The following is a 23,960-nucleotide window of genomic DNA, read 5'->3' as shown; positions in this document are numbered from 1 at the left end:
CTGACCTAATACCAACAGGAGTCTGACGGGTCAGCGTTCGGCAAAATCCACTGCGATCAAATCTATACGGTCGGTGCAGATACAGTCAACGCCCCAATCTAACAATACCCGCGCCCGCTCCGGCTTATTCACCGTATACACCAAAATATGCAATCCGGCGGCTTTCAATAGCGCCACGCGCTCCGCCGTCAGCTGTTTATGATTAATATGCAAAGATACGCAGTTCAGACGCCGCGTCAGCTCAAACCAGTTTTCATCCCATTCGTCCAGTAACAGCCCGCGCGGCAGTTCTGGGGCCGCTTCCTGCGCCGCTTCCAGCGCGGTAACAGAAAAAGAGGAAAGCAACGGAGGAATAGCCTGACCTTCCCACAACAACCGAGCCGCCAGCGCAACGACGCGGCCAGTGTAAGCTTCTACGCCGGTGGTGGGTTTTATTTCGATATTCGCCGCCATACCGTGCTCAGCGCAGCGCGCCGCCACTTCAGACAGCAAAGGCAGCCGCTCATCCTTAAACGCTGAGCTAAACCAATTACCGGCATCGAGTTGAACCAATTTATCCCAGGGCAAATCCCCCGCAACGCCCCAGCCGTTGCTGGTGCGCTCCAGCGTATCGTCATGGAGTAAAAATATCTGGCCGTCCTGAGAAAGTTTGGCGTCAAACTCAATCATTTTGTGGCCATGGCGCGCGCCGACGTCAATGGCCGCCAGCGTATTCTCTGGAGCCAGTGAACCACCGCCGCGATGAGCAACAATGGGAGGATAAGGCCAGTTTATATTCATCATTCCATCCGTAATCCGCTTTCGGTATCAAAAAAATGCAGCGCTTGCGCGGGCAGCGTGACATATAAGGTACTGCCCACATCTGGCATATTCTCATGGGAAAGACGAGCAATCACACCCTGTCCATCCCAGCGTCCATGAGCCAGATTATCCGCCCCTAGCAATTCCAGCGTTAGCAAGTTTAGCGCTACTCCGCCCTGCTCTAACGTACTGAGTTGAATATGCTCTGGTCGGATACCCAAGGTCAACCGCCGATCCGCCCATTCCGGTTTAGCATGCTCAAGCGGGATACAAGTTCCGTCGTTCAGTAAAAACTGCTCGCCGTTGGCGCTAACGCTGCCCGCTAACAAATTCATCGCCGGAGAACCAATAAAACTGGCGACAAACAGGCTGGCCGGCCGCTTATACACTTCGCTCGGCGTACCGATTTGTTCCGCTACGCCTTTATTCATCACAATGACCCGCTCGGCCAACGTCATAGCCTCTACCTGATCGTGAGTGACATATAAACTGGTGGTTTTTAATCGACGATGCAATTGCTGTAGCTCCAGACGCATTTGTACCCGCAGCTTGGCATCCAGATTCGACAATGGCTCATCGAAAAGAAAAACCGCAGGTTCCCGCACGATAGCTCGCCCCATCGCCACGCGCTGGCGCTGTCCGCCGGATAATTCGCGGGGTTTGCGTTGCAACAGCGGTTCCAACTCCAGGATTCGCGCCGCTTCGTCTACCCGCTGGCGTATTTGCTCTTTGCCAAATCCGCGGATTTTCAGGCCGTAAGCCATATTGTCGTAGACGCTCATATGGGGATAAAGAGCATAGTTTTGGAATACCATAGCGATACCGCGATCTTTGGGTTCCAGATTAGTCACCCGACGATTATCAATATAAATATCGCCGCTGGTGGTCGCTTCCAGCCCGGCAACCATTCGTAGCAAAGTGGATTTTCCGCAGCCGGAAGGGCCAACCATCACGATAAATTCGCCGTCGGCGACGTCTAGATCGATGGTTTTGATCACCGGCGTCACACCGTCATAGGATTTACTTACTGCCTGAAGCTTTAAACATGCCATATCAGATCACTTCTCACTGTCTACCAGACCGCGCACAAACCAGCGCTGCATCAGAAGAACCACCGCAACCGGTGGAATTAACGTCAGAATCATGGCCGCCATCACCTGATTCCATTGGGTCGGCGCGCCCGAACTGGAGATCATGCTGCGGATACCGGCTACGGCAGTGCCCATCGAGGCATCGCTGGTAATCAATATCGGCCACAGGTACTGATTCCAGCCGTAGATAAAGGTAATAACGAACAGCGCCGCCAGATTGGTTTTTGACAGCGGCAATACGATGTCCCAGAAAAATCGCATCGCACCGGCGCCATCAATGCGCGCCGCTTCCAGCAGTTCATCCGGCAAAGTCATAAAGAATTGGCGAAACAGGAAGGTGGCCGTCGCGGAAGCCATTAGCGGCAGCGTTAATCCGGTGTAACTGTCCAACATATTCAGGTTGGCGATCACCTGAATAGTCGGAAAGATTCGCACTTCCACCGGCAGCATTAGGGTGAGAAAAATCAGCCAGAAAAACAGATTGCGCAGCGGGAAACGGAAATAAACGATGGCGTAGGCGGAGAGAATCGACACCGTAATTTTCCCAACGGTAATGGCAAATGCCATCACAAAACTGTTAAACAGCATCAGCCCAAAGGGAGTGCCGTTGCTGCCCACGCCCCCGTGCCAGATATTGCTGATGTTTTGCCACAAATGAGAGCCAGGAACCAGCGTTATCGGCACCTGAAACACCTGTTGGTCATCCAGAGAAGCGGCAACAAAAGCGACATACAGCGGGAATAAAATCAGCAGCACGCCAATAATCAGCATCACATGGCAGAAAATATCCAGCCCTCGGCGGTTCTCAATCATTGGTAACGCACCTTACGTTCAACAAAGCGGAACTGAATCACCGTTAAACCTATCACCAATAGCATTAACACTACGGATTGAGCGGCGGAGCTGGAGAGATCCAACCCGGCGAAACCTTCGCGATAGATTTTATAAATCAATGTAGTCGTGGACTGCACTGGGCCACCGCCGGTAGCGGCATCAATAACGGGGAATGTATCGAAAAAGGCATATACCAGATTGACCACCAGCAGGAAAAAACTCACAGGGGAAATCAACGGCAGCACAATATTAAAGAAGCGCCTAACCGGCCCTGCGCCATCAATCGCCGCGGCCTCAACCAGTGAACGAGGAATGGACTGTAATGCCGCAAGGAAAAACAAAAAGTTATAGCTGATTTGCTTCCAAACTGAGGCCAGTACCACTAAAAACATCGCCTGACCGCTATTTTGGGCATGATTCCAGCTGTAGCCCAACAGCCCAAGAAAGTGAGTAATCAACCCAAGTCCGGGGCTAAACAGGAAAATCCACAGCACCGCAGCGACCGCAGGAGCAACCGCGTAAGGCAAAATAAGCAGCGTTTGATAAATACGGCTGCCGCGCAGGACGTAATCCACCAAAGCGGCAAAAAACAGCGAAACGGCCAGACCGATTCCAGCCACTAATCCACTGAAAATCAGAGTGGTATAGAAAGAGGCCAGATAGTATTCGTCCTGAAATAGCTGGCTAAAATTGCTTAGCCCGACAAACTCACTGGAAAGTCCGAAAGGATCGAGAGACTGAACCGAATACCACAGCGCTTCTACCGCGGGCCACAGGAAGAAAATGGCGGTAATCAATAACTGCGGCAGTACCAACAAATAAGGTAGCCAACTACAGGAAAAACCGGGGCGGGACGTACTCATAACCGATTAACTCTTTGCAATGTTGAACTCTTCACACCACGCTCGCGGATAACCCTATGCAGCTATCCGCGAGGCGGTGTTCTCCGGTTTATCACCGAAGAATTAAATTACTTATTGGCTTGTTCGAAGCGGCGTAGCAGCACGTCACCGCGTTTTACCGCGTTGTCTAACGCTTCCTGCGGCGTCTTCTTACCTGTCCATACGCTTTCCAGTTCCTCATCAACCAGGGTACGGATTTGCGGCATGTTGCCCAGACGCAGACCTTTGGTATAAGGCAACGGCGGCTTGTTCAACATTTGGCGTGTGGCAACGTCTGCCCCCGAATTCTTATCGTAGAAGCCCTGTTGTCTGGTCAGTTCGTAGGCGGCGGTGGTAATCGGCAGATAGCCGGTTTTCTGATGCCATTCTGCGGCAATTTCCGGCTGTACCAGGAATTGCAGGAATTCGGCTACGCCTTTGTAAGTTTCTGGATTTTTGCCATTCATGACCCACAAACTGGCTCCGCCGATAATGGCGTTCTGCGGCGCATTTTTAGCATCGGCGTCGTAAGGCATCATGCCCACACCGTAATTGAATTTTGCGTAGTGACGAATATCCGCCAGCGAACCGGAGGAGGCAGTAGTCATAGCGCAGTCGCCGTTATAGAACTTGGCGGTAGATTCATCTTTACGGCCAAAATAGGTGAAATCACCTTTCTTATTCATATCAGACAGCAGCTGGATATGTTTGACCTGTAGGGATTTGTTGAACTCAAGAACCGCATCCATGCCGTCAAAACCGTTATTTTTGCTGGCGATCGGCTGACCGTGCCAAGCGCTGAAGTTTTCAATCTGGATCCAGCCTTGCCAGCCGCTGGCGTAACCGCAGGTCATACCGGCTGCGCGTAATTTCTCAGTATCTGCCGCCAGTTCCTGCCAGGTTTTTGGCGGCTGATCCGGGTTCAGACCGGCTTTTTTAAACGCATCTTTGTTGTAATACAGCACCGGCGTTGAGCTGTTAAACGGCTGGGATAATAAGTGGCCGGTTTTAGCGTCAGTGTAATAACCCGCGACCGTAGGAACGAACACCGACTCATCAAAATTCACACCGGACTCTTTAAATACTTCAAAGACCGGTTTTATCGCTTTACTGGCCATCATGGTAGCGGTGCCGACTTCATAAACCTGCAAAATTGCTGGCGCCTTACCCGAACGGTATGCGGCAATCCCCGCGGCAAGATTCTGCTCGTAATTACCTTTATACACAGGGACAATTTTATAGTCGGGATGAGCCTGATTAAAACGCTGGGCTAGAGAATCAACCTCTTTACCTAGCTCCCCTTCCATAGAGTGCCAAAAAGGTATTTCTGTCGCTGCGAGCGCATTGGCACTCAATGCCAAAGTGAGCGCAGCGCCAATAGCGGTTTTACGGAGAGTCTGATAGAACATGTCTAGCCCCTGAATCAATAAGTATGGCCCGCGCGTATAATGAATAAAGGGTCACGCGTGAGCGAAATAAATCAGTTTTTGTTCGAAAGCAAACATGACATCGATTAGTGACAGAAAAATAATATTTTTATGACAATGAAGCGACAAAGAAATGACAAAATAAAAACAATTATCGACAAATAAACAAATTAGCCAGCAGTAATATATTTAAATGAAAGTAACGGCACGTCATTAATTGAAAATAATTAAATAATAAAAATCTATGTATAATAAATTCGAAATCAAACCAAAAAATGAAAATAAAAAATAAGATAAAGAAACAATATGTCGCCTTGAGGAAAAGATATTAATCATGCTAGTGTTTGTCCCGCACAGAGTTAACGGCTTTCATTTAAATCATCAATAAAACACCGTTATAAACTCTGCATAAGGAAATTCAATGTTATATTATAATACAAGGAATTAATAATGAAAAAATTAACCCTATCCGCCTTAATGTTTGCTGCTTTAACCAGTTTCACTGCCTATGCCGATTACACTCAACAGAATATAGATATAGATGCAGAAATCACCGATTTCGTGTCTTTAGTTGATTCACGCAATGCAAAGCTGAGTAGCATAACGTTAACTCGCAATCTAAACGACTATAACAACCCCGTTTATTCATCAACTCAAACTGTTCAGCTTAGAAGTGCAAACCCAGCCGATACCGGGGTTAGCATTTATCTGGAAAGCGAGCCAACGTTAATAGCTAACGAGGGTGCCCAAGATGAAAAAAGATTTACAGATCTCAGGGTAAACCTCGATGGTCTTGAATTAGAAGTAGGTGTGGGGCAGGCAACTATATTTAAAAAGGATGTCGATCTTGACCTGATCGTTAACGCAACGGTTCCTCAGAATGCTGCAACAGGTGAAAGATATACCGGCGTTATCCCGCTAATGCTGGAATCTGCTGCTTAACCGACGGTTAATTAGTCTCTAGTGTTAATATTAAATAGCGGAGATTTCTTCTCCGCTATTTAAAAATGAAATGGAAATTATCACCATGAATAATGGAATGGAATCCAATGGTATTAATCGCCAGTCGGATATTCAGTGGGATTATTTTATTTAATCTTATGACGATGCCTTTTTATGCTTGTAGCAAAGTGCTGATCGAACATTTACCGCCGCCGGGATTTACAGCTATAGATGAAGATTCATCGAAAAGTTTATTGGGCTTGGTGAATGGGAAACATCTACCTGCGCCGCTTCATTACTCATCTCAATCAAAAGAGATTTCTTTCGATAAAGAAATTTTCTTAAATAACGGTATCAGCCATGAAACCATTTCAGTATTAGATAAATTGCTCCCACAGATTGCCTATAATGAATGTAAATCAGGGTGCGATTATTTATTATCCGGTTATCGGGTTACATTGGATAAAGTAAACAATCTATTAATAATTAGAGATAAATCCCTTGATTATTTGATGCCCTCAACCACTTGGGGAATGGTTCATAACCAATCACTGAATTTACGTGTGGCAGACAATCATTATCGCGCCATATCGGCCAATGGTCAGGGTTATATCGGCCTTCCCTTTCAATCCTTTGGATACCTGAGCTGGTTTTATAATAAAACCGCCAATGTACAACAAATGTGGCATCAGGGTGAAACACACAAAGGGATCGGGCAAAGCTGGTATTTGCAAAAAAATTTCTCTTCGCTGTATTTACGCGCTGGCCGAAAGAATCATCTGGATAACGGTGCGGCCAGAGTCCAAACCCTGATCTCGCCTGGACTCGATCGGTTTGTCACTTTCGGAAGCCAAAGTTATATGGCGGAGAAAACCACTTCCGCAGGAACATTGATTTTGTACGCCGCTCAGCCGGGAGATTTCGATATTTACCGTGACGATCAGTTTATCCGCCGCTTCCCCGCTCAGTTAGGGCGTAATGAAATCAGCTACAACCAATTACCGTCAGGCTATTACAACGCCGATATTCGTTTAATCGATCGTTCTGGCCGCGAAATTAGCCGGGAAACTATGCCGATCGCCAATATCAGTTTTGGTGGTAATAGCGGTTGGTTTGCCACTTTCGGTCAATCTCAACCCACAAAATTTAAAGAAAAAAATCCCCCAACGGCTTATCTGTTACAGCTGGGGCGCAGCTTTCTCACTCCGTGGTTTAATTCTAATCTCAGCTTGTTGATGGATAACGATAAACACTGGGCTGTAGACGGCAATATCTCGCGGCCAATGTTTCTGTGGAGTATGGATATCGCTCCGACGCTAGGCCTGATGAGCGGCGAGCAGGGTTTTGGTGGCTACCTACGGCTGAGCGGTGGTAATAAAACGCTGGGACGCTGGTCAATTTCCCGCTATCAAACACCGGATGTTTCCCGCTATACCTCAATGGGAAGCAGCAGCGCATTTTCTTATGGTCGCCATTTTGGCCCAACGGCTCTGAGCTACAATTTTAATCAATCGGCGAATCGCTCTCAGCATCGCCTGCAAAGTGATTGGCACTGGCAACGACCTCAGTATCGTATTAATTTTTCGATAGGCGCCAAGAAAGAGTGGCGAAATAACCGCGCCAATGACTACGGCCTGTTTTTCAACGCCAGATTAATGCTCCAGCAACATAATATTCGCCTGACCAGTATTTATGCCAATAAGCAGTTAACCAACGGTATTGATTATGATCATTACCGCCAAAATGATGACGGCGGCTCCGGTTTAAGCCTCAATAGTACCCTGAGTGGCAAAAACCATAGTATGAGCAGCACAGTATCCCGGCAGGGCTCCCGAGGTAATTTGTCCATCGATGTGGGAGCGAACAATCAAACCATGTTCGGCGGCCTTCGTTACAGCGGTATGTTCGCGGCCAATACTCAGGGGATTGCTTTGGGGCCAGCCGGCTCCGGTGGCGGAGCCATGCTGGTCACCACGCCGGAAATTGGCGCGCCTTATAGCTTTAGAGTTCAAGGTCAACCGGTCACCGGCGGCAGTACGACCGCTATACCCGTGCCGCTTTATAACCACCAGAGCTTTGCCGACATTCAAACCAGCCGCAGTGATATGGATATGCATATTAATCTGCCGGTCAACATAATGCATGCTCATCCGGGGCAGGTTTTCTCGGCCAAAGCCGATATTCAACTCACTCTGCTATACAACGGTTTCTTTAGAACCCAGGAAAACCAGCCGGTCTCCGGCACCATTGTCGAAACCGGCGATGAGGTTCATCCCAACGGCCTGTTCTCTATTTCTTCTGGAAAAGTATTGAAATACATCAAGGTGAAAAATGAAACCGGCAGTTTTCTGTGTGATTTAAGCCAACAACGTAACCATTACTATCTTTGCCACCCAAACTAGCCATTGGTTTCATAATTATGGCCGGCTTCATGAATAAGGAAATAACGATGCCTCGATATTTATCACTCTCCCTACTCTTGCTTTTATCTGCTAGCAATAATCTGGCCTTTGCTAATCTCATCGCAGACCCAACGCGCGTGACTGTTGAAGGAATACAGAAATCACAGAAGATCCGGGTCTTTAACAGTGGTGATAATCCACTGTTCTTGGAGGTTTCTTTGGTCAAAGTGGAGAACCCCGGCGAGGCTAAAGAAATAAAAACGCCGATTGGGGAAATTAAACATCCAGAGATGATTTTTAATCCAACCCGCGTCACCCTGGCTCCCAATCAGGAACGCGAGGTTTCCATTATCCCGCTCAAGAGCCCTCAGCAGGAAACGCTTTATCGGCTGTATCTCAAACCGGTACACAACCTGAAAGCTGCCAGCCATTCGACAGAGCCAGCAAAAGATATCAGTGCTCCAATGGTTATCAGCGTGGGTTATGGCGTATTGATACACCACGTACCGGAAAAAGCGGCACAGTTGAAGGGGGAGGAGCCTTACATATGCGTTAAGGGTAACGTCCAACTCATAGCAAAAGGCAATATTCACCGCAAATTCACCGACCTAAACGATGCGTCGGCACCAAATGACAGGGGGGCTAAAAAAGAAATCATAAGCAGTAAGAATATCTATCCTGGTGTTCCTTATCTTACTCCAGTGAGAAAACTATCAGGAAAGGTGGATGGCGAGACAATTAACTATGACTGCGAATGACAGCATTCTGACCTTACTATTATCGTCAATATTAATAGCCTTACCGTTCGAAACGATCAGCGCCATTGATTTACGCCCGCACATTGTAAAAGTAGAGGCTGAGGAGACTCACATTGAGGTAATCAATACCGGGGAAAGCACCCAATACGTAGCCATTGAATTATATCGCCTGAATAACCCCGGTGTTCCGCCAGAGCAAGAGTCTTTAACTCCGCTAGGCATGGTCGCCCAACCATTATTATTCGCCGCACCAATGAAATTAACGCTGGGAGCCAATCAGAGTGGAAAAATTACGCTAAAAGCGCTCGGAAAACCGAATAAAGAGCAGGTTTATCGATTGAGCGTCATACCTAAGCAGAATCTGAAAACGCAGGGTGAATCTGGCTCAGTGATTGGCGTGCAAATCGCGTATATGGGGCTGATTCGACACCTGCCCCAAAAACCAGAATCACGCTGGCATCACCGCTGCGACGCAGAAGGCGTGACATTGTATAACCGGGGAAATATCCGCCAGCACTGGCAAAATTTATCGCCCAATACCGATTTTAATCTCTATCCCAACCAACAGCGGCAGCTCAAGGGACGTGAAGTAACGGCAACAGTCGATGGGCAATCCGTTACGCTTCCCTGCAAACGTAGCGGAGAATAGGAGGTTTTATGAAGATTCACCCTGTTCAATTCGCATTATTATTTTTTACGATGTCATTTCCGGCGATAGCTGCCAATCCTATTCCCATTGGGGATATTGATGTCAGCGTGGAAATAACCGAACAACCAAAAATCATTATTGAGAAATGCAACGGGGAGCGGCTCAACAATATAAGTTTAAAGCGCTCTCTGAAGCCGGAAAAAAGAATCTATCACGCGCAAACCTGTGTTGCTGTAAAAGTCCGGCGTGTGAAAGGAGGGGGAGGATTCAGAGTCTGGCAACAGCAGCCACTTATTTTACAGAAATCCCAAAATAAGGACGGTGCAAATAAAGCATTCTCACCGGCAGAAGTTCGCTGGGGCGATTACTCAGCATCCTTACAAATCATTCCCGATGAAAAATCCCCCCCACTTATCTTTTACCCGACCAATAGGTTCGGGGGATGGAATACCGATACTTATACCTTAGATATTTCGGCCAAACCGCCCGTCGGAAGTCATACCGCAGGATTATATCAAGGGGTTTTAAGTTTGATTTTTGAGACGGAATCATAATATTCCTACTAAATATGCATACATCAGACAGGGAAGAATGATGAAAAAAACTGCGAATTATCGAAAATTTTGCTGCTGCGTAGGCGCGCTGGCTTTTACTTCGACAGCGGCTGTGGCTCAAATTGCCACAACAGTAACGCCGCTTTCCCATAGTTATACCAATTGTCGGATGGCGCTCAGTCTAAATAACAGATTTATTAAGATCAGTTTTCACGCCTTTGTTCATGACGTTAAATTAAAAGAAATTCTACGCGACAGGTTTAATCTAAACGAGGACATACCCATCCCAGACCAACCGGAAGCTACGGTACTAAATTTATTTTTTTTCGACGAGGAAGGTCATAAAGACTTAGTGCAATACAACATTTCAGAAAGTAGCTTAAACGGCGAACAACCCACCAGATTTGAAGACCACAACAAACTTGTCTTTACGCACGATGTGCCGTTCCAGCAACAAATGAAGATTACGCTCGAAACCCCCACCAAAGATCTAAAGTATTTGGCCGTTAATGCAACTTTGGGTTACCAGTATTCCGTCGGTGATAAAATCTATCGGTTAATTGATGAGAATGCCGTTACCTTTGGGCGCGATGGAAATACCTGCGACACAGTTAATATCCAAACGGTACAAGCTCCAGCGGCATTATATGTCGATCCTCAGTTCAAGCTGAATTCCGCCGTCTGGCAACTCAAGCCTATTGATTTATATCGGCTCAACTCACATAAAAAAAATGGGCTAACGGCTCAAATGATTTATCCCATAAGAAGTATTCTTTGCCTGAATTATCCGCCATTAGGAATAGATAATCCGAGCTATACCATAACGGCTACCGGCAAAAATCCCACGCAGTCGAATAACCATTTTAGCCTGATGAAAGACTCCGATAAGCAGATCCACTATGCGGTTGAGCTAGAGGATAACACTGGCTCCAGCTTTACACTGCCCGGTTCCTACACCATAAATCTCAAACAACAAACTCCAACGGGAGGCGGCTGGAGGAAAAAAATCTGCTGGTCACCAAGAATCACGCTATTCCCGACTGACAGTACCGAACAGGGCCTTTATTCCGATACATTGTCTTTTACTATTACGCCGCACTCTTGACCGACGAGCGTCTAAACTGAGCGAAAAAGGCTCGATAAAACCGAGCCTTCGAAGGAATTATCCCCCCAGATAAGCCGAACGTACCGCTTCATTGGCTAATAAAGCTGCACCGGTATCTTCCAGTACGATGCGCCCGTTTTCCAACACATAGCCTCTATCCGCCAGCTTTAAAGCCTGATTCGCGTTCTGCTCTACCAGGAAGATAGTCATGCCTTCCTCACGAAGTTGCTGAATAGTATCGAAGATCTGCAAAATAATAATCGGCGCCAATCCCAGAGAAGGTTCATCCAGCAATAACAACTTAGGCTGACTCATTAAGGCGCGCCCGATAGCCAGCATTTGCTGCTCGCCACCGGACATCGTTCCGGAGCGCTGGATTCGCCTTTCGTGCAAGCGCGGAAATAAATCATAAACACGCTCAATACGTTGCTGATACTGCTCGCGGTTGGCAAAGAAGCCGCCCATCGCCAAATTTTCCTCCACCGTCATGCGAGAAAATACCCGCCGTCCTTCAGGTACGATAGCGATAGCCTCACGCATTATTCGTGCGGTTTGCCAATCGGTAATCTCCCGGTCGAGGAAATGAATAGTGCCTTCCGTGGCGCGAGGTTCGCCGCACAGCGTGCCCAACAGAGTGGTTTTCCCTGCCCCATTTGCGCCAATCAGCGTGACAATCTCACCCTGTTGAATATGCAGACTTACCTGATGCAAAGCCTGAATTTTGCCGTAGTGGGCTGAAACCTGATTCAATGACAACATATTAAGCCTCACCCACTTTATTCACCCAAATAGGCCCGGATGACATCCGGATTATTGCGAATTTCCGCCGGAGTACCCTGCGCCAACGGCGTTCCCTGATTCACCACGTAAATGCGATCGGAAATGCCCATCACCAGCTTCATATCATGTTCAATCAACAGCACCGAAACCTGATGATGATCCCGCAGTTCCATAATCAGTTGATTGAGCTCGTCAGTTTCTTTTGGATTCAAGCCAGCCGCTGGCTCATCCAGCATTAGCAGTTCCGGCCGCGTGACCATACAGCGAGCAATTTCGAGACGCCGCTGCTGACCATAAGCCAGATTTCCTGCCTGCCGATTAGCGAACGCCAGTAAACCAACTCGTTCCAGCCATGTCGCGGCACGAGACAGCGCGTCTGCTTCCGCCCGACGAAACGCCGGTGTTTTCAGCAATCCGGCAAATACGCCACTTTTTAGGTGCTGATGTTGTGCCACCAGCAGGTTTTCAATCACCGTCATTTCACGGAACAAACGCACGTGCTGGAAGGTACGAATCACCCCCATTCGGGCGATAGCCTGACCCGGTAAACCTTCGAGATGACGATCACGTAGTTGGATGCTGCCACCGGTTGGACGATAAAAACCAGTCAAGCAGTTGAAAATTGTAGTTTTTCCGGCGCCGTTTGGTCCAATCAGCGAAACAATTTCACCTTCATTTAGCGTTAGCCTAACGTTATTGACCGCCAGCAGCCCGCCAAAACGCATCGACAGCCCTTCTACCCTTAACAAAGGTTGCGCATTCATGCCTGCTCCCCCTGTTTTTCTTTCGCATCAGCTACTTTTAATTTCAGCTCTGGGCGTTTCATTGGTAACAATCCCTGTGGACGCCAAATCATCATTAACACCATCAACGCCCCCAGTAACAACATGCTGTAGGCATTCAAATCACGCATTAACTCTCGCGATACCACCAGCAGAATCGCCGCCAGAATGACTGCAAATTGCGAGCCCATACCGCCTAATACCACGATGGCGAGTACAAAAGCCGATTCGACAAAGGTAAAGGACTCTGGACTGACAAAGCCCTGACGAGCGGCAAACAGCGTTCCCGCAAAACCGGCGAAGGCTGCACTGATGGTAAAGGCGGTCAGCTTGATTTTGGTTGGGCTTAAACCCAATGAGCGACAGGCAATTTCATCTTCACGTAGCGCTTCCCACGCCCGCCCTAACGGCATACGTAACAAGCGGTTGATGATAAATAGCGTCAGTATTACCAGCAGCAGCGCTACCAGATACAGGAAAATAATACGGTCACCGGGGTCGTAAGCCAGACCGAAGAAATTATGGAAGGTATCCCAACCGCCATCTTTGGTCGTACGACTGAATTCCAGACCAAACAGAGTCGGTTTAGGGATCTGGCCGATGCCGTTAGGGCCGCCAGTGATTTCAGTATTATTCAACAGCAAAATACGAACGATTTCGCCGAAACCCAACGTGACTATGGCCAGATAATCACCCCGCAGCCGTAATACTGGGAAACCGAGCAAAAAGCCGAACGCGGCCGCCACCAGTCCTGCCAGCGGCAGACTTTCCCAAAATCCCAGACCGTAATAATGATTTAGTAGCGCGTAGGTATATGCGCCAATCGCGTAGAACCCGCCGTACCCCAGCACCAGTAAGCCAGACAAACCAACCACCACGTTCAAACCCAGGCCCAACATGATGTAAATCAGCGTTAGAGTGGCGATATCAACCGTTCCGCGCGATACCAGAAATGGCCAGACCACCGCCGCTACGATAATCAGCGCAGCCAACAGCTTTTGTCTGGTGGTTGTCGCATCAAAGCTCGGTAAAACCCAGCTTGGGCCAGAGATCTTCTTCATGCCTTGTTGCATTAACGGCCGAAATAACTGGAAGAAAAACACCACGGCACAACCAATGGCGATCCACATCCAGCGCACTTCACCCGCGCCGTGCACCACCAAACGCGTGCCGTCCAGCGCCAATTGTAGCCCCATCAGAAACGAGGCCAGCACCAGCATCACGAAAGTAGAGATAATCGCGTTGACGAAGTTAAGTTGCTTCATACTTTCTCAACCTCCGGACGGCCCAGAATTCCTGTCGGCATTACCAGCAATACGGCAATCAGCAGCGCAAATGAAACTGCGTCTTTATATTCTGTACTCAAATAAGCTGAGGTGAGCGCTTCAGCTACGCCGAGGATTAACCCGCCAATCATCGCTCCGGGGATACTCCCAATCCCCCCCAATACCGCCGCAGTAAAGGCCTTCATTCCCGCCATAAAACCGATGTAGGGGTTAATTACGCCGTAGAATTGTCCTAATAACACGCCAGCCACCGCCGCCATCACCGCGCCGATGACAAAGGTCAGGGAGATAACCCTATCGGTATTAATACCCAGCAGGCTGGCCATTTTCAGATCTTCCGCACAGGCTCGACAGGCCCGCCCCATACGGGAATAACGAATAAAAAGCGTCAGCGCCAGCATGGCGAGGAAAGTCACAATCCAGATGGTAAGCTGCATCGTGCTTATCGTTGCAGCAAAACCGTTGCTTTCAGCCAGCGTCCACTGACCAGTGACCAGACTAGGCAGAGCCAAATCTCGCGATCCTTGAGTCAGGCTGACATAGTTTTGCAAAAAGATAGACATCCCGATTGCCGAGATCAGAGCGATCAAGCGCTTAGAGCTGCGTACCGGCTTGTAGGCTACCCGTTCAATGCTCCAGCCATAGGCGCTGGCGATCACAATGGCCACAACAAAAGCCGAACCGATCAACAGCCAACTGGCGTCAATCCCAACCATCATTAGGGCGGCTATAACGATAAAAGAGACGTAACTACCGATCATATACACTTCGCCGTGGGCAAAGTTGATCATGCCGATAATGCCGTACACCATGGTGTAACCAATCGCGATCAGCGCATAAGTGCTGCCCAAGGTGACACCGTTAAACATCTGCTGCAAAAAGTAGAGAAACTGTTCTGACATAGCCTAACCCTTAATTCTCTTGCCTGGCCGCCCTTCCCACCCGCTCCATACCAATGATGGCAGGAAACATCCCCCGGAGACGGGGGATACATTGCGGGTAAAGGGGCCTGATTGCCATCACAGGCAACCTCACTGCTGAATATTTCGTGAGTGGTTATTTGACGGCGGTAGAAGAACCGTCGGCATGCCATTCAAAAATGCCGAATTCGAAACCTTTCAGGTCGCCTTTTTCATCCCAGCTTAGCGGCCCCATCACGGTTTCAACCGGCTTACCGGTTTTCAGATCTTTCACCAAATCGGCTGGCTCCTGGCTACCGCTACGTTCCATTGCTGTGGTTAGCGATTGCAATGCCGCGTAGGTAGTCCAGACGAATGGGCCGGTTGAGTCCAGTTTCTTGGCTTTCAGCGCATCGACGATAGGTTGGTTGGCAGGAACCTGATCGTAACGTTTAGGCAGCGTTACCAACATGCCTTCAGAGGCGGCGCCAGCGATATTGGAAAGCGAGGAGTTACCTACGCCTTCTGGCCCCATAAAGCGGGTGGCCAGGTTAGCCTGCTTGGCCTGACGTAAAATTTGCCCCATTTCCGGGTAGTAACCGCCGAAGTAAACGAAGTCGACGTTTTCTTTCTTCAAGCGAGCCACCAGCGTTGAGAAATCCTTATCACCCGCGGTCACGCCTTCAAACAGCACGACGTCAGTGCCCTGTTTTTTCAGGCTGTCGCGAACTGAGCGTGCCAAACCTTCACCGTATTGCTGTTTGTCATGTACTACGGCAATACGTTTTGGCTTAATAGTTTCGAGGATGTATTTCGCAGCGGTTGGCCCTTGGTCAGAATCCAGACCGGTGGTACGCAGAACCATTTTATAACCACGGGTGGTCAAATCTGCGTTAGTAGCCGCTGGGGTGATCATAATCACGCCTTCATCTTCATAAATATCTGAAGCAGGCTGTGTGGAAGAAGAACAAAGGTGGCCGATAACATAGCGAATACCATCGTTAATCACTTTGTTTGCCACGGCGACCGCTTGTTTCGGGTCACAGGCATCATCATATTCTACGCCAACCAGCTTATCGCCGTTGATCCCACCTTTGGCATTAATATCCGCAATAGCCTGACGAGCGCCGGTAAATTCCATATCGCCATATTGTGCCACCGGGCCAGACATCGCACCGACGATAGCCACCTTAATATCCTTCGCTAACACCGAATGGCTCATTGCCATAACCATACAGCCCGCCAGCAACGCCTTACTTTTTGTCAATTTCATCCGCGCATTCCCCATCTGTCATTGTGAACGTACTGTTGTGTTTGCCGGGCCAATTCATCGCTACTTTTAGTTTTTATCCATAAGTAATAATGATTTAGTCTTTTATATGGCAATATTTTCTAATAAGACTTTATTTTTCAGACCATTAAACAGGAGTTTTATGCTGCAAATCAACTAAGACAAGCAGAAACAAGCGGTGCAAACAAGATAAAATAAGGTGCTATTTGTAGGGTATTTGCACAATCGATAGTGGGTTGTGCTGGTTATCATTCCATTTACTAATTTTTAACTCGGAAAATGCGCGGCGTGAAAAACATTTTCCGCCGTTCACGTACAGAAAAACTTACACATGCGCTTCCTCTCAGATCCAGTACACTATCCCTCTACTTTTTATTCGGAATATCCCCGATGAAATTGACCATTGAGCGCTTAACTCAGCTATCACATCAAGATCTTATCGATCTGGCAAAAATCTGGCCAAAACAGCAACCCGCCGACTGGCAGAGCTGGATTGATGCAGATCGGCCGCTATTTGCCGCACGTTTTAACCAAAGATTGCTGGGAGCAGTGAAAGTCCGGCTGAGTGCAGAGCGGGCGGAGCTAGAAGATTTACTGGTACGGGAAGTGACCCGTCGTCGCGGCGTGGGATTGTATCTGGTAGAAGAAACCCTGCGTCAACTGCCAGCCGTTCAGCACTGGCAGTTGAGTTATGGCGAGGTCCCTGGTGTTGGACGCTCTGAAATGGAACAATTTATGCTCGCCTGTGGTTTTCATTCTGGCGAGCAGGGCTGGCAGCGTTAAAGCCGCTGGCCCATCCGCCATACGGCGGCCACGTTGCGTGCAGTAACGCGCAGATTTTCCTGCGCTTCCGCTAACGCCTCGGGTAAAGTCACAATACGGTTTACCACGGAGAATACCGCATCTAAACCGTATTGATGTACTACCTGATAGTCCTGAGTCATACCTCCCGCCAGAGCAATAGTCGGAATTCCTAGCGCTTTGGCGGTCCGAGCCACGCCAATTGGCGTTTTACCGTGAATTGTCTGGCTATCAATCCGGCCTTCCCCGGTAATCACCAGATCGGCACCATTCATGGCCTCTGCTAACCCTAATGCCTGAATAACAATCTCAATACCGGGTTTAAGCTGTGCGTTGAGCAAACCAAACAAAGCCGCGCCCATACCACCTGCGGCACCGGCTCCTGCCGTTTCGATCACTGAACGTCCCGTCAATGCGTCAATGTGCTCACCGTAGTGGCGCAACGCGCCGTCCAGCGTGCTGACCATCTCAGGCGTTGCCCCTTTCTGGGGGCCAAATACAGCAGAAGCGCCCTTCGCTCCACACAGCGGGTTATCGACATCACAGGCTACGATGATCTCGGTCTGAGCCAACCGCTCATCCAACGCCGATAAATCAATATGATGCAATCGACTTAGCGCCGCGCCGCCGCCGGGCAGCGCTTCGCCCTGAGCATCGAGAAAATACGCGCCCAGCGCCTGCATCATGCCAGCGCCACCATCGTTGGTTGCACTGCCGCCAATTCCCAGAATGATTTTACGCGCGCCTTTATCTAACGCAGACAGAATGAGCTGGCCGGTGCCAAAACTACTGGTGTGCAGCGGATTGCGCTGTTCCTGCCGCACCAGATGCAAACCGGAGGCCGCCGCCATTTCAATCACCGCCGTTTCACCGTCGCCCAGCCAGCCGTAAAAAGCCTGCACCGGCTGACTCAGCGGCCCGCTGACTTCAACCTGAATAATATCGCCACCGGTCGCCGCGACCATTGATTCAACGGTGCCTTCTCCACCGTCGGCCATGGGTAATTTAACGTAATCTGCCTGCGGGTAAATCTCGCGAAAACCTTGTTCGATAGCTTCAGCAACCTGCATTGCCGTCAGGCTTTCTTTAAATGAATCGGGCGCAATAACAATTTTCATCAAATACCTCGTTAACCCGCCAAGTTAAATACGCCGAACATCAGCGTGGAAACCAGTGCAATGGTGAAGCCCACCAACGTTTCGTATGGCAACAGTTTCAAACGCTCATGCACCTGCATATTGACGCTGCCGCCGGTTGCATGGAAGAAACTGCCGTGTGGCATGTGATCCAGTACCGTCGCGCCAGCATGTACCATGGCTGCGCCAGCCAGTGCCGTTACGCCAAGATCCAACAATGTTGAACTGAATACCGCCGAAGCCACCGCGGTGCCCGCCGTGGTTGACGCCGTTGCCATCGACATCAGCGCCCCGGAAATCGGCGCTAACAGATAAGCAGGCATACCTGATGCCGTTAATCCTTCGATCAGTACGTCTTTTAGGCCGGAATGAGCAATAATGCCCGCCAAAGTACCGGTTCCCAGCAGCATAATGGCAACCGGTGCCATGCGACTCAAACCGGAAATCATATAGCGGTTCGATTCGCGCCAGCGCCCCATGATCACCGCGCCAACCAAACCACCCAGAGGCAAAGCCAGCAACGGATCGATGGTAACACCCGCAATTGGGCGCAAAGCCAACAGCGCGATAGCCACTAATGGAGCCGAAATCGCAGCGGTAAAGGACGGAAGCTGGTTGGTTTCATGCACAATCAGCTCATCGGCGTTAACCTTGCTGCCTTTGTGTTTCAGATGCTTAGCTAAATAATAGGCCACAACCAGGCCAAACAAACCGGGGATAATGCCGGCGGCCATCAGAGAGGTCAGTGGCACATGGAAACTGTCTGCGGCCGCAATGGTATTTGGGTTCGGAGACATCACGTTACCCGCCTTACCGCCGCCAATCATCGCCAGCAGAATAGCCATTTTGGAAATATCGGCTCGATGAGCAATCGCCAGAGCAATAGGCGCAACGGTAATCACCGCTACATCAATAAATACGCCTACGGCGGTTAACAGCATAGTCGCTACCGCCAAAGCCAACAGCGCGCGCTTCTCACCCACTTTGCGCACAATTGTTTCTGCGATGGTATTTGCCGCGCCGGATTCAATTAACACTCCGGCAAGCACACCGGCCGCCAAAATACGCAGCACCGCATTGGTAATGCCCTGAGCGCCGCTGATCATCAGGCTGACGGTTTGAATCAGATCCGCACCACCGACTAACCCACCGGCGAGCGCGCCAGCCATCATGCCGTAAACTGGCGGAACTTTACGTAATATCAGCACGATGGAGACAATAAGTGCCACCAGCGCGCCTAAAGCTGAAACCGTTGTCATGTTCTGCTCCCAGTGTACTTTCTAATTTTATTTTTCAGGGTAAGGAGCCGGCATTATGTAAACTTCACCGGAGAAAGGCATGGTAGGATTGACCAGAAAATAACTAGGATAAACGAGATGTAATTGTAGAAAGCCACAAATCAGCCGTAGATTTGCAGACCGATATACAAGCGCAACAAAGAAGGTAACTGATTGATTTTTAAACCCGTTATTTCTTCTATTTTTTGCAGGCGATAGCGTAGGGTATTCACATGAATATGTAGCAGCCGGGCTGATTGAGACAGATCACAATTCTGATCAAAATACTGTTGCAGCGTCTGTCTTAGTACACCTTTACCATCCGCAGCGCAAAGCTGCGCCCAACTGGTGCCCAATTCCTCTGCCTGCCAAGTCCCCGCAAACTCCCCTAACAACGCCGGTAAAGAGTAATCGTTGTAATACAGCGTCTTATGCCTTAACCCCAGCCGTTCAGCCATTCCCTGCGCCGCACGAGCGGTGAGATAAGAGCGACGAATACCTTCAACGCCGGGGAATTGGCCACCGACAAAAATGCGCACATCGAAACGCGCCTGAAGCTGAGTCACAAAGGGCTGAAGCTGCTTATTTAAAGGACGCGACGGCTTATCTCCAGCAGCCAACGCCAGCGGTTTGAGCATCACTAATTGGTTAAAACCATTCATGCTAACCAGATGGTCACGACCAGTCGCATCCAGCACATCAATAAGCTGGCGCAGAGATTCATGATCTGGCTGATTCAGTTGGATAATCAGAGCGATGCGCGGCAAGGTTAAATTCAGCCCCAAATAGGCCGCCATTGAACCTATTGATGTGTCTTGCTGATACTCAGCCAATAATTGGCTGACTAACTCTTCCCGATAGCGTTTTTCCCACTGGGTTTGTTCCAGCAAGGCGGCCTGTTCCAGAATCAGCTCTGCAGCCATTCGCACTAACTCGGCATAAGCGCGAACCTGCGCCGGTTCACCAGAAATGCCAATGACGCCCACCAACTGCTGGTGAAAAATAATCGGCAGGTTAATTCCGGGTTTGACTCCCTTCAACTTGGCAGCAGTAGCACAATCAATTTCTACCACTCGATTTTCCATTAAAGCCAGCACCGCCCCCTCATGGCGCTGATTAAGGCGCAGCGGATCTCCAGAGGCAATAATAATTCCCTTATCATTCATGACATTAACCGAGTACTGGATGATACTCATGGCGCGCTGAACAATCTGCCGGGCGGTGGTTTCTTCAAGATGGTTTTGACGCATGGGCTTCCTGTCTGGAAACGCTGGAGAATTAAGGGAAAACAAGTATTACGATAGTGTACGGAAATCCAAACGCCGTTACCGATAGGCGTCTCAAAAAACCGAATATTGAAATGAACGGATGGCAGTTAAAAGCTAATTCGGAAGAAAATCATATAAAAAATATTGATGAAAACCAGAAAAGCAAAAGGGCGATAAATAATTATCGCCCTTTTCTGTCTTTACGCGGATTTACGCGGATGTTGCTCTTAGGCTTCGATAGCCATGCGTAACTTTTTCATCGCGTTCTTTTCAAGCTGACGAACGCGTTCTGCAGAAACGCCGTACTTATCGGCCAACTCCTGCAAAGTAGATTTGTTGTCATCATCCAGCCAACGGGCACGAATAATATGCTGGCTACGCTCGTCCAGACCTTCCAACGCATAGGTCAGTTTGTCCGCTGCGTGGCTTTCCCAGTTATCTTCTTCAATACCATCGGCAAAATCAGAAGTTTTATCCTGCAAATACAGAACGGGAGCCATAGACTGACCGTCGCGTACTTCATCGTCCGGAGTTGGGTCAAAAGTCATATCCTGCGCGGACATGCGAGATTCCATTTCACGAACGTCTTTGCTGGTCACACCCAGCTCTTTGGCAACCATTTCAACTTCTTCCTGATTAAACCAACCTAAACGCTGTTTGGTTTTACGCAGGTTAAAGAACAGCTTACGCTGTGCTTTGGTGGTTGCGACTTTGACAATACGCCAGTTGCGCAGAACATATTCATGAATTTCTGCTTTGATCCAGTGTACCGCGAAGGACACCAGACGCACCCCAACTTCCGGGTTGAACCGACGAACTGCTTTCATCAAGCCAATATTACCTTCCTGAATCAGGTCAGCCTGTGGCAGACCGTAGCCAGAATAGTTACGGGCAACATGAGCAACAAAGCGCAGGTGAGACAGGATTAGCTGTTTAGCCGCCTCCAGATCGCCCTGGTAATGCAGCCGTTCAGCCAACTCACGCTCTTCCTCTGCTGTCAGCATAGGATAGGTATTGGCAGCCCGAATATAGGCTTCCAGACTACCTTGCGGTACTAAGGCTAAAGTTTGCATTTCTTTGGTCATTTAAACCCTCTCATAGCATGTGCAGATCGTGCATAAACTCTCGGCGCGCATATTTTAGCATCCGGATAACCAGATTCAAGCACCGGGCACCTTATCATTTCACTGTGCTCTTCGACCGACTAACGCCACAAAAGTTCAATATAGATCACAGTTTCAACGCAGGATCCTAGCCGATAACCTGTGGATCTTACCAGTAGTTATTGCCTGGAAATTTGTAGAAATGGCGGTAGTCACGATGATTATGCTTCCCCTGCTTAATCGGAAACCGCAGGGGAAGAGTATAGCAAGAATTGCTTATTGCGGTGTAAATCGGCGTAAATGTTGAACAGTTGCCAGCCAGGCGGCGATCCAGCCGATCATGGCAGAAATCAGCACCAGCAGCAGGGATTCATCCCAGCTCAGTCCGTGCAGAGAGAAACTGGTACCGAATACCGTCGCTACCTGCGCCACTACCGAACCCAACTTCCACACCAGTGCTTCCGACAGAATTAGCGATAGAACTGCACCACCCAGACCTAGCATCGCGCCACCGTTCAGGAATGGCCGCAGAATAAAGCCATCTGTGGCACCAATCAGTTTCATCACATTGATAGTGTCGCGACGACTGAAAATGCTCAATCGCACGCTGTTACCGATAACCAGGAACACCGCAACGACCATCAACACGCCGATCATCGCCGCCACTTGCCCAACCAGGCCGGTCAACGCCGCCAGTCTTGCAAACCAGCTATCGTCCATACGAACTTCTGCCACACCTTCAACCTTGGTGACACGATCCCGCAGGGTATCCAGCGTTTCAGAGCTTTGGAAACTCATTTTCGGCGTGATGATCGCCACCGCTGGCAGCGGATTCTCTTCCAGCATATCCAGCGCACCGCCGAAACCTGACCAGTTGCGGAACTCACCCATCGCTTCTTCCCGCGACAGATAATTCACTTTTTCCACGCCGGCTTCTGCTTTCAATGCGGTCACCACATTTTCCGCAGCGTTATCGTCAAGAGACTTATCCAGATACACAGTGAGCTGTGGCGTCGGGTACCACTGTTCAGCGGCGGTGCTGACGTTCTTCCAAACGATATAGCATACACTCGGCAACGTCAGAGAAATGGCGATCACCATGACCGTCAGCAGGGTAGCCAGAGGCTGGCGCATCATATCGGCCAACGCATTGACCCACGAATAACGCCACTGTTCGCGCCAGCCGCCTTTCAACGCTTTGGTTTTTGCTTTCTTTGCATTATTCGCCATGACGCGCTCCTGACATTCTTCCCTGACTGAGCGTTAGAATCGGGTAACGACGCCGCGCAATCAGCGAAGTATCGTGGGTGGCCATCAAAACGGTCACGCCAACACGGTTAAACTCTTCAAACAGGCGCAAAATACCTTCCGACAGGGCTTCATCGAGGTTACCGGTAGGCTCATCCGCCAGCAATACCGCCGGCTTATTCACTACCGCACGGGCAATACCAACCCGCTGCTGTTCCCCGCCAGAAAGCTGGATCGGGAAGTTTTTCGCTTTATCCAATAAGCCGACTTTATCCAACGCCGCCGATACCCGACGACGGATATCTTCGGTACTGGCACCGGCAATAATCAACGGCATCGCGACATTGTCATACACGGTTCGATCCAGCAGCAAATGGTGATCCTGAAAGATCATCCCGATCTGGCGACGCAGAAAAGGAACCTCGCGGTTTTTCAACCGGCTGATATCGTGACCGCCAAACCAAATGTGGCCGGCACTAGGCCGTTCGATGCCACAAATCAGTTTGAGCAGCGTACTTTTCCCAGCGCCGGAGTGGCCGGTCAAAAACGCCATTTCCGCCGGGCGTAGATGAAAATCTACCCCTTGCAGCGCTTGTCGGCCGCCCAGATAAGCTTTACTGACCTGTTCAAAGCGAATCATCCGTA

23 protein-coding genes are annotated in these 23,960 nt (G+C 49.4%); 7 read left to right on the top strand and 16 right to left on the bottom strand.

Features of this window, described 5'->3' with window-relative positions:
• Positions 1-30: 30 nt before the first annotated feature.
• The 5 genes from ugpQ to ugpB form a co-directional block, all read right to left on the bottom strand.
• Positions 31-780 (bottom strand): glycerophosphodiester phosphodiesterase, encoded by a 750-nt coding sequence (gene ugpQ, locus DBA33_RS11265; RefSeq protein ID WP_120806490.1) that lies wholly within the window; start codon positions 778-780, stop codon positions 31-33.
• Positions 780-1,853, bottom strand: coding sequence for a sn-glycerol-3-phosphate import ATP-binding protein UgpC (locus DBA33_RS11260; RefSeq protein ID WP_064514318.1), 1,074 nt, complete (start codon positions 1,851-1,853; stop codon positions 780-782). The genes ugpQ and DBA33_RS11260 overlap by 1 nt, the downstream gene beginning before the upstream one ends.
• Positions 1,854-1,859: 6 nt before the next feature.
• Positions 1,860-2,705, bottom strand: a complete 846-nt coding sequence (gene ugpE / locus DBA33_RS11255; protein ID WP_064514319.1) for a sn-glycerol-3-phosphate ABC transporter permease UgpE — start codon at positions 2,703-2,705, stop codon at positions 1,860-1,862.
• Positions 2,702-3,589 (bottom strand): sn-glycerol-3-phosphate ABC transporter permease UgpA, encoded by an 888-nt coding sequence (ugpA, locus tag DBA33_RS11250; protein WP_064514321.1) that lies wholly within the window; start codon positions 3,587-3,589, stop codon positions 2,702-2,704. Before ugpA ends, ugpE begins: the two co-directional genes overlap by 4 nt.
• Positions 3,590-3,696: 107 nt before the next feature.
• Entirely contained in the window at positions 3,697-5,016 is a 1,320-nt protein-coding gene (gene ugpB, locus DBA33_RS11245; RefSeq protein WP_064514323.1) for a sn-glycerol-3-phosphate ABC transporter substrate-binding protein UgpB, read from the bottom strand.
• Positions 5,017-5,484: 468 nt separating this feature from the next.
• On the opposite strand from ugpB, the gene DBA33_RS11240 reads away from it, so the two are divergent.
• The 6 genes from DBA33_RS11240 (at position 5,485) to DBA33_RS11215 (ending at position 11,444) form a co-directional block, all read left to right on the top strand.
• A complete protein-coding gene (locus DBA33_RS11240) occupies positions 5,485-5,976 on the top strand; it encodes a CS1 type fimbrial major subunit (RefSeq protein ID WP_120806488.1) in 492 nt (163 codons plus the stop codon).
• 107 nt (positions 5,977-6,083) lie between these two features.
• Positions 6,084-8,378, top strand: coding sequence for a TcfC E-set like domain-containing protein (locus DBA33_RS11235; RefSeq protein ID WP_235601014.1), 2,295 nt, complete (start codon positions 6,084-6,086; stop codon positions 8,376-8,378).
• A gap of 47 nt (positions 8,379-8,425) precedes the next feature.
• Complete coding sequence (locus DBA33_RS11230; RefSeq protein WP_064514329.1) at positions 8,426-9,136, top strand: fimbria/pilus periplasmic chaperone; 711 nt, start codon at positions 8,426-8,428, stop codon at positions 9,134-9,136.
• Positions 9,105-9,785, top strand: a complete 681-nt coding sequence (locus DBA33_RS11225; protein ID WP_240442700.1) for a hypothetical protein — start codon at positions 9,105-9,107, stop codon at positions 9,783-9,785. The genes DBA33_RS11230 and DBA33_RS11225 overlap by 32 nt, the downstream gene beginning before the upstream one ends.
• A gap of 8 nt (positions 9,786-9,793) precedes the next feature.
• The gene (locus DBA33_RS11220) at positions 9,794-10,339 is read left to right on the top strand and encodes a fimbrial protein (protein ID WP_120806484.1); all 546 of its coding nucleotides are present in this window, start codon (positions 9,794-9,796) and stop codon (positions 10,337-10,339) included.
• A gap of 37 nt (positions 10,340-10,376) precedes the next feature.
• Positions 10,377-11,444: a hypothetical protein gene (locus tag DBA33_RS11215; protein ID WP_128821856.1), complete on the top strand. Its 1,068-nt coding sequence runs from the start codon at positions 10,377-10,379 to the stop codon at positions 11,442-11,444.
• A 57-nt stretch (positions 11,445-11,501) separates the two neighbouring features.
• On the opposite strand, the gene livF is transcribed toward DBA33_RS11215, so the two are convergent.
• The 5 genes from livF to DBA33_RS11190 all read right to left on the bottom strand — a co-directional run bounded on the left by livF (position 11,502) and on the right by DBA33_RS11190 (position 16,464).
• Complete coding sequence (livF, locus tag DBA33_RS11210) at positions 11,502-12,215, bottom strand: high-affinity branched-chain amino acid ABC transporter ATP-binding protein LivF (RefSeq protein ID WP_179207943.1); 714 nt, start codon at positions 12,213-12,215, stop codon at positions 11,502-11,504.
• 5 nt (positions 12,216-12,220) lie between these two features.
• The gene (gene livG, locus DBA33_RS11205; protein WP_064514336.1) at positions 12,221-12,988 is read right to left on the bottom strand and encodes a high-affinity branched-chain amino acid ABC transporter ATP-binding protein LivG; all 768 of its coding nucleotides are present in this window, start codon (positions 12,986-12,988) and stop codon (positions 12,221-12,223) included.
• Positions 12,985-14,271: a high-affinity branched-chain amino acid ABC transporter permease LivM gene (locus DBA33_RS11200; protein ID WP_064514337.1), complete on the bottom strand. Its 1,287-nt coding sequence runs from the start codon at positions 14,269-14,271 to the stop codon at positions 12,985-12,987. Before DBA33_RS11200 ends, livG begins: the two co-directional genes overlap by 4 nt.
• Positions 14,268-15,194: a high-affinity branched-chain amino acid ABC transporter permease LivH gene (gene livH / locus DBA33_RS11195; protein ID WP_049600927.1), complete on the bottom strand. Its 927-nt coding sequence runs from the start codon at positions 15,192-15,194 to the stop codon at positions 14,268-14,270. The genes DBA33_RS11200 and livH overlap by 4 nt, the downstream gene beginning before the upstream one ends.
• 154 nt (positions 15,195-15,348) lie before the next feature.
• A complete protein-coding gene (locus DBA33_RS11190) occupies positions 15,349-16,464 on the bottom strand; it encodes a branched-chain amino acid ABC transporter substrate-binding protein (protein ID WP_064514339.1) in 1,116 nt (371 codons plus the stop codon).
• A 408-nt stretch (positions 16,465-16,872) separates the two neighbouring features.
• Between DBA33_RS11190 and panM the strand changes: the two genes are divergently transcribed.
• Positions 16,873-17,265 carry an aspartate 1-decarboxylase autocleavage activator PanM gene (gene panM, locus DBA33_RS11185; protein WP_064514341.1) on the top strand — a complete coding sequence of 131 codons (393 nt, stop codon included), beginning with the start codon at positions 16,873-16,875 and terminating at the stop codon, positions 17,263-17,265.
• Here panM and DBA33_RS11180 read toward each other — a convergent pair.
• The 6 genes from DBA33_RS11180 to ftsE all read right to left on the bottom strand — a co-directional run bounded on the left by DBA33_RS11180 (position 17,262) and on the right by ftsE (position 23,955).
• A complete protein-coding gene (locus tag DBA33_RS11180; protein ID WP_064514343.1) occupies positions 17,262-18,401 on the bottom strand; it encodes a glycerate kinase in 1,140 nt (379 codons plus the stop codon). The two genes, panM and DBA33_RS11180, sit on opposite strands and share 4 nt — an antisense overlap.
• Positions 18,402-18,412: 11 nt before the next feature.
• On the bottom strand, positions 18,413-19,678 hold the full coding sequence (locus tag DBA33_RS11175) for a GntP family permease (RefSeq protein WP_064514345.1): 1,266 nt from the start codon (positions 19,676-19,678) through the stop codon (positions 18,413-18,415).
• A 140-nt stretch (positions 19,679-19,818) separates the two neighbouring features.
• A complete protein-coding gene (locus tag DBA33_RS11170) occupies positions 19,819-20,946 on the bottom strand; it encodes a sugar diacid recognition domain-containing protein (protein WP_064514347.1) in 1,128 nt (375 codons plus the stop codon).
• A 245-nt stretch (positions 20,947-21,191) separates the two neighbouring features.
• Positions 21,192-22,049 carry an RNA polymerase sigma factor RpoH gene (gene rpoH / locus DBA33_RS11160; RefSeq protein ID WP_064514351.1) on the bottom strand — a complete coding sequence of 286 codons (858 nt, stop codon included), beginning with the start codon at positions 22,047-22,049 and terminating at the stop codon, positions 21,192-21,194.
• Between the two features lie 294 nt (positions 22,050-22,343).
• Complete coding sequence (gene ftsX, locus DBA33_RS11155; RefSeq protein ID WP_120806480.1) at positions 22,344-23,297, bottom strand: permease-like cell division protein FtsX; 954 nt, start codon at positions 23,295-23,297, stop codon at positions 22,344-22,346.
• The gene (ftsE, locus tag DBA33_RS11150) at positions 23,287-23,955 is read right to left on the bottom strand and encodes a cell division ATP-binding protein FtsE (RefSeq protein ID WP_049600906.1); all 669 of its coding nucleotides are present in this window, start codon (positions 23,953-23,955) and stop codon (positions 23,287-23,289) included. Before ftsE ends, ftsX begins: the two co-directional genes overlap by 11 nt.
• Between the last annotated feature and the right edge of the window lie 5 nt (positions 23,956-23,960).

Origin of the sequence: Yersinia sp. IP36721 (assembly GCF_003634395.1) — a bacterium.
Classification (GTDB): Bacteria; Pseudomonadota; Gammaproteobacteria; order Enterobacterales; family Enterobacteriaceae; genus Yersinia; species Yersinia entomophaga.
This window is presented reverse-complemented; position numbering and strand designations above follow the sequence as displayed.